The sequence below is a fragment of the Candidatus Methylomirabilota bacterium genome, assembly GCA_035764725.1.
Taxonomy (GTDB): domain Bacteria; phylum Methylomirabilota; class Methylomirabilia; order Rokubacteriales; family CSP1-6; genus DASRWT01.
The window spans coordinates 49,884-56,262 of sequence record DASTYT010000095.1 but is presented as its reverse complement, the minus strand read 5'-3'; the positions used below and the strand labels follow the sequence as shown (position 1 = coordinate 56,262).

Below are 6,379 nucleotides of genomic sequence, written 5' to 3'. Positions count from 1 at the left end.
GACGAGCACATCCGGGAGATGATCCTGCGCAACGCCCCCACTGCGGAGATCCGCGAGGCGGCGCTGGCCCTTGGCATGAAGACCCTCCGGCAGAACGCGCTCCAGAAGGTCCTCGAGGGCACCACGACCATCGAGGAAGTCCTGCGGGTGACCGTCAGCTAGGTCGGTCCCGGGCTAGAGCCGGCCGCCGGTGTGATCCCCGGCGCGCCAGGCGGCCTGCAGGGTGTCGAGCGCCTTCCTGAACTCCCCCCGCATCGCGCTCACATCGGCGTGACGCTCGGCGAGGAGCAGCACGAAGCCCATCGGGCTCGGCCCCAGGAACACGCTGCCGTCGTCCGCCGAGAAGAAGGCGATGGAGACCATCCCGCGGTTCAGCTTGCCCGTACCCAGCTCGAGCTCGCGTCCGAGCGTGGTGGCGAGCGCAGCGAGCGGATCCAGTGGGACCTCCTGGGGTAGGGACGAGGCGATCACGAATCCGTCCGAGGCGATCAGGAGGCCGCCACGGACTCCGGGGATCCGCGCCAGGTTGCCGAGTATGCTCCGCACGGCGGCCGCGCGAGAGATCCTTTCGGGCGTCGTGGACACCGTGCGCGCCTCCGGGCTCATGCCCCGACCTCGGCGGCGAGCTGCTTCCAGAGGTCCGCGGTCTGGGTCTGACCGGCGGCCACGGTGGTCTCGGGCGGCAGGGTGAGCGCGAGGACATGTTGCCCCTCGATGGCGATGAAGGTGGTGCCGGGATTCGCCGACACGGACGCCCGGCGCAGCGGGCCCAGCCCCGCGCGCGCCAGCGTGGCGCTCCCGAGCGTCGCGACGCGCGCGAGATGAACGGCGAGGGCGGCGCGGGTAGCCGTCGCGGGATGCGCCAGGAGGAGCCCACCGTCCGTCGTGAAGAGCAGGCACTCGCGCGTCCCCTCGGGACGGGGGATCTGGCCGAGGCGCGCCATCAGGGTCCCCGACGCGGCGGAATCCTCCGCGAGCGTCGGCTCCCCCGCCACCGCGCGGGTGGCGTCCAGCAGGGCCAGTGCCTCGGGGAAGTCCGGATAGATGCGGAGTGCCTTCTCCAGGAGCTGCTTGGCGGGGCCCACCTCACCGTCCTCGAAGGCGATGCGAGCCAGGGCCAGCATCGCGCGCGGGTGCTCGGGATCGAGCGCCAGAACGGCCCGGAATGCGGCGCGCGCGGCCCGGCTGTCGCGGAGCGCGGCGTGGAAATAGCCACCGAGCAGCAAGGCCAGCGCGTTCTTGGGCTCGCGGCCGAGCACCTCGCGCGCAAGCACGGCGCCGTCCTCGAAGCGTCCCTCGCGGCGATATCGCTCGGCGCGCTGGAGCAGCTCCACGCTGCTGGCCGTCCGCCGCCGCCGCCGGATTCGCTGCCAGACGCGGGTCAACACACCCACGGCGCCATGATAGCGGAGGCGTTCGCCCTTACCAATTTCCTAGCGCTTCCGGTCGCCGATGCGGCCGGCCAGGTCGTGCAGATACTGGAGGGTGGGCGGAGAGAGCAACGCCGCGAAGCCGGCGGGGTCGCGCTGGCCGTCGGCGAGGGACTGGCGCATGCGGGTGAGATCGCCGCCCGAGCCCTGGACGAGGTCGGTGAAGACGAGGCCCGCCAGCACGTAGAACTCGTCGACCAGCTCGGCCGAGCCGGTGAGGGCTTTCACGTTTTGATCGATGGCCGCGGCGGCGGGATTGTTGGCCAGCGCCTGGCCGCGCGCGACCGGATCCTGAAGCGTGCGGAGCACGGCGGCCAGGGCCTCCGCAGACGGGCCGTCGAGGGACTGCGCCGACGCAAGGCCGGCTGTCGCGAGGCTCAGCGCCGTGAGGAGACCGGCCACGAGGCCCCGGCGCATGGGGACTCCCATGCCTCCAGCCTAGCAGCGATGCGCGCTTATTCTGAGCGGGCCCGGCGCTCAGGGCCGGGGGCCGGCCAGCGTCCGCCGCAGGGCCTCCAGGGCGGCCTCGGCCACCTGGGTATCCTGCTCGCCATTGCCCCCGCTCACCCCGATCCCGCCCACGACCTCACCATCCACCTCCACCGGGAACCCGCCCACGAAGATCGCGAACTTGCCGGGGTGCATCGCATGGATGCCGAAGGCTTCGTTCCCGGGTAGCGCGGGCCCGCCGGGGGGCTCGTTGAAGCGATGAGTGGGCCGGCGGTGTCCCGCCGCGGTGAAGGCCTTGGCGATGGCGATCTCGACCCCGGTGAGCCGGGCGCCCGTCATCCGGTGTAGCGCGATGGGATGGCCCCCATCGTCGCAGACGCAGATCGTCTCGGTGACCCCGATCTCGTGGGCCCGCCGTTCGGCCGCCTCCAGCATGACCTTGGCGTCCTCGAGGGTGAGGCGCTTCACGGTGATCATGGGACCTCCACGAAGACGCCGTCGCCGTCGACCCGCACCGGGTAGGCCGGGACACTCGCGCCGCGAGCTGGGAAGAGGCACTGGCCGGTGCGCACGTCGTAGATCCACCCGTGGAGCGGGCAGGCCAAGCGCGGGCCCGAGAGCTTCCCCTCGCTGAGATGCCCGCCGCGGTGCGCGCAGACGTCACCGCAGGCGTACACCGCCTCGCCCACGCGCGCCAGGACGACCCGCGTCCCTTCGACCTCCACCGCCAGCGGCCGGCCCGCCGGCACCTCGGCGAGGGACGCGACTCGCCGCTCTGCCACGCCTAGGCGTCCTCCTTGAGGACGAAGGCGCGATGGAGTCCCGTCATGTACTGCCAGCGCATCTCGGTGGCCTCGCGCACCGCCTCGGCCGCCTCCGTCTGCCGCTCCGGAGTGGAGGCATGCTGCTCGACGATCTGGTAACCGCGCTCGCCGTGCACCTCGTCGGCCTCGATATGGATGGCGAAGAACTCCACCTCGTGGTCGGAGAAGCCGTAGTGCGTCGTGAGGGGCGGCAGATTCCGCTTGTAGATGCCCGGGACTTGCGACTCGAGGCCGACCAGGAGTCCCGCCGCCGCGACGTGGAAGGGCTTCCGGGACGTCTCGAAGCACCAGGCGGTGAGCCCACGCGTGCTCGCGAGCTGCCGCGTCCCCTCGATCTCGGCGCGGCTCACGCCGCAGGCCTCGCCGAAGCGGATCAGGAGGTCGACGTGCTTGGTGCCCGACTCCTCCTCGATGATGTTCTCGAGCAGGAAGTCGCGCGCGTCGGCGTCGGGACAGTTGCCATAGATGGTGGCGCACCAGCGCGGGAACTGCGAGACGTACTGGTAGTGCTGGCAGACCCAGGAGGCCAGTTGGGCGCGCGTCAGCTCGCCGTTGACCCATTTCTCGGTGAACGGGTTCATGCGGCTGTGGCGGGCGTTGACGGCGCTCTCGAGCCTCGTGCGGAAGGGGGTGGCGGTGGTCATGGCGCTCTCCTTCGCTTCAGTCCAGCAGTCGGAAGATGGTATCGCGAACCCGGCGGACATGCGCGGTCATGAGGCGCTCGGCGCGGCGGACGTCATCCGCCTGGAGCGCACGGATCAGGGCGAGGTGCTCGTGGATGAGCCCGGTCAGGCGGCGGGGGCCGAGGATTGACATCGTCCACACCGAGCGGAGCTGGCCGCGGATCTGGTCGAGCATGGCGGCGAGCTTGTCATTGCCCGCCTGCTTGACCAGGAAGGCGTGGAACTCGTCGCCGAGCGGACGGACCTCGGTGTAGCGGGGCGGGGTGGGGCGGCGCTCCAGCTCGCGGAACCGGGCCTCGAAGCCGGCGAGGACTTCCCGGTCCACCCGCGGTGCGGCCAGGCGCACGGTGAGCGCCTCCAGGGCCTCGCGGATCTGGTAGAGCTCCCGGATCTCGTCGTGCGAGACGGTGCGGACGAAGGCGCCCTTCTTAGGGACGACCCGGACCAGGTGATCGCGCTCGAGCTTGGCGAGGGCCTCGCGGATGGGCGTGCGGCTCACCTTGAAGCGGCGCGATAGCTCGTGCTCGGTCAAGGGCTCGCCTGCATCGAACTCCCCCGCGACGAGCGCCTGCCGCAGCGCCGTGTACACCGAGTCCGCCAGATACGCTCGGGGCTTCACCGCTGCCATGGTGGGGCGACCTTAAGCGACAGCATGTATACAAGTCAAGAGACTCGCCCACTTTCGTGGACACCCCCCGTACCTGGAGGGTCAGCGCTCGCCGACGATGAAGTGCAGGCCGGCCAGCTTGAGGCGGAGGGCGTCACGCTGGGGCGGGGTGACGGCGCCCGTGTGGACCGTTGCCAGCTCCAGCGCGGTTTGCAGATGCGTGATGGCCTCGAGGTTGGCGCCCATCGCCACGGCGCCATCGGCGGCGATCGTCAGATAGGGCAAGGCGGCCACCGACCCGTCGCTCCGGACCCAGTGATGAGCGAGCTGATCGCAGACCTCCTCGGTCCGGCCCCGGTAGAGCGACTCGAACATCTCGGCGGCGCGGCGGTGGCGGGCCCGGCGGTCGGCCTGGAGCAGCGTGCCGTAGGCGACCTCCTGGGTAAGGATGTGATGGAAGCGGATCGCGGCGATGCCACTCCCGGTGTCGCGGTCGAGGAGCCCGCGCCGCTCGACCTGCGCCAGGTCCTCATCGAACCGCTCGCCCGGCGTCAGCGCCCGGAGATGGGCCAGCGAGAACCGCTTGCCGAGTACGGCGGCGTCCGCGATCAGCTCGCGCGCGGACGGAGGCAGTCGATCGATGCGCCCCGCGATCAGGGCGTGCAGGGTGGGAGGAACGACGGCGGCGGCCTCTGCGTCGAGATCGTAGGCGCCGTCGGTCAACCTCAGATCGCCGCGCTCCCGGAGCGTCCGGATCATCTCCTCCGCGTAGAAGGGATTGCCCTCCGCGCGCTCGGTCACGGCCCGGCGCAGGGTCTCGCGGGCGGGGAAGGGATCGAGCTGCGCGTCCAGGAGCGCCTCGATGTCCGCCGCACCCAGTGACTGGAGTCGGACCTCGCGCACGCCGGCCAGCTCGAGCTGGGTGCCGCCGACGGGCAGTCGCGACGTCATCAGCAGGAGCAGCGGGAGCTCGTGGGCGGCGGTGGCAAGCCGGCGGCACATGTCCTCGGAGGATGGGTCGAGCCACTGGACGTCCTCGATCAGCAGCATGCGCGGCGTGCGCCGGCACTCAGCGGCCACCCACGCCAGCACCGCGTCCTGCACGCGGTCACGGCGTCCGTCGGCTGGCGCGTCCCTGAGCGGGACGAGGGTCCCACAAGACGTGCCAAGCATCGGCAGGACGTCCGGTACGAACGACGCCAGCTCCGGCGACAGATCCCAGAGGCGACGGTGCAGCGTCTCGCGCGCGGTCGCGAGATCGTCGTCCGGCGCAACAGCGGCCAGCTGCCGCAGGAGCGGGCGAAAGGCAAAGTAGGCGGCTCCCCGAGCATATGCCTGGGCCGCGCCCTCCGCCGGCTCGGGCAGGCCGACGTGGTCCCGGAGCTCGTAGGCGAGCCGGGACTTGCCGATTCCGGGCTCGCCCACCAGGCAGACGGCCTCGCCGCGCCCTCCGCTGGCGCGCTCCCAGGCCTCAGCGAGTCCCGCGAGCTCGGCCTCGCGCCCGCGGAAGGGCGACACGCCGCGGCGCAGCGAGGCCTGCAGGCGCGACACCACCGTGCCCTCGGCCTCGAGCGCGACCGCTTCGACGGGCCCGGCCACGCCGCGCAGGCTGACGGTTCCCAGCCGCCGGACACGGAAGTAGCCCTCCACCAACCGGTGCGTCGCCGGCGCCAGCAGGATCGAGCCCGGGTCGGCGGCCTGCTGCATGCGCGCGGCGAGGTTGGTGGTCAGTCCCTGAGCCGTGTAGTCCATCCGGAGGTCGTCGCCGATCGCGCCGACGATGACGGGTCCGCTGTTCAGGCCAAGCCGGACCTGGATGCCGAAGCCCCGGTCGCGTCGCAGGCGTGCCGTGTGCTCCACGAAGCCGCGCCGGATCTCCAGCGCCGCGTGGCAAGCCCGCTGGGCATGGTCCTCGTGGGCGATGGGCGCGCCGAACAGCGCCATGATCCCATCGCCGGTGAACTGATTGACGGTGCCCTCCCAGCGATGGACGGCGTCGAGCATGATCTTGAACGCGTCGTCCATGACTGCGTGGAACTCCTCGGGATCGAGCCCCCCGGCCAGCTCCGTCGAGCCCTGCACGTCCACGAAGAGCACAGTCACTTCCTTGCGCTCGCCGCGGTGCGCGCGCCCCTCGGTCAGGATGCGCTCGGCGAGGTGGCGCGGCGTGTAGGAGACCGTGGTGCGCTCGACGGCCGGGGGGACGCCGGTGGCCGGGGAGGTCAAGGCGCCACCGAGGGGCGTGCCGCAGGCGTCGCAGAACCTCGCGTGCGGGCGCTGGCCCTTGCCGCAGGCCGGGCACCGCGCCTCGACGGCGGCGCCGCAACCATCACAGAAGCGGGCCCCCGGAAGGAGGTCCTGGCCGCACGCGGGACAGCTCACGCC

General features: G+C 71.7%; 8 protein-coding genes. All 8 read right to left on the bottom strand.

Annotated elements, in window-relative coordinates; genetic code table 11:
- Positions 1 to 174: 174 nt before the first annotated feature.
- Positions 175 to 606, bottom strand: coding sequence for a roadblock/LC7 domain-containing protein (locus tag VFX14_15000; GenBank protein HEU5190991.1), 432 nt, complete (start codon positions 604 to 606; stop codon positions 175 to 177).
- Positions 603 to 1,394 carry a tetratricopeptide repeat protein gene (locus VFX14_14995; GenBank protein HEU5190990.1) on the bottom strand — a complete coding sequence of 264 codons (792 nt, stop codon included), beginning with the start codon at positions 1,392 to 1,394 and terminating at the stop codon, positions 603 to 605. The genes VFX14_15000 and VFX14_14995 overlap by 4 nt, the downstream gene beginning before the upstream one ends.
- A 39-nt stretch (positions 1,395 to 1,433) precedes the next feature.
- Complete coding sequence (locus tag VFX14_14990; protein HEU5190989.1) at positions 1,434 to 1,859, bottom strand: hypothetical protein; 426 nt, start codon at positions 1,857 to 1,859, stop codon at positions 1,434 to 1,436.
- A 48-nt stretch (positions 1,860 to 1,907) separates the two neighbouring features.
- Positions 1,908 to 2,357, bottom strand: a complete 450-nt coding sequence (locus tag VFX14_14985) for a heme-binding protein (GenBank protein ID HEU5190988.1) — start codon at positions 2,355 to 2,357, stop codon at positions 1,908 to 1,910.
- The gene (locus tag VFX14_14980; protein HEU5190987.1) at positions 2,354 to 2,662 is read right to left on the bottom strand and encodes a Rieske (2Fe-2S) protein; all 309 of its coding nucleotides are present in this window, start codon (positions 2,660 to 2,662) and stop codon (positions 2,354 to 2,356) included. The genes VFX14_14985 and VFX14_14980 overlap by 4 nt, the downstream gene beginning before the upstream one ends.
- 2 nt (positions 2,663 to 2,664) lie before the next feature.
- The gene (locus VFX14_14975; protein ID HEU5190986.1) at positions 2,665 to 3,348 is read right to left on the bottom strand and encodes an iron-containing redox enzyme family protein; all 684 of its coding nucleotides are present in this window, start codon (positions 3,346 to 3,348) and stop codon (positions 2,665 to 2,667) included.
- Between the two features lie 16 nt (positions 3,349 to 3,364).
- Positions 3,365 to 4,006 carry a GntR family transcriptional regulator gene (locus VFX14_14970; protein ID HEU5190985.1) on the bottom strand — a complete coding sequence of 214 codons (642 nt, stop codon included), beginning with the start codon at positions 4,004 to 4,006 and terminating at the stop codon, positions 3,365 to 3,367.
- Positions 4,007 to 4,096: 90 nt separating this feature from the next.
- Positions 4,097 to 6,376: an adenylate/guanylate cyclase domain-containing protein gene (locus VFX14_14965; protein HEU5190984.1), complete on the bottom strand. Its 2,280-nt coding sequence runs from the start codon at positions 6,374 to 6,376 to the stop codon at positions 4,097 to 4,099.
- Positions 6,377 to 6,379 lie beyond the last annotated feature (3 nt).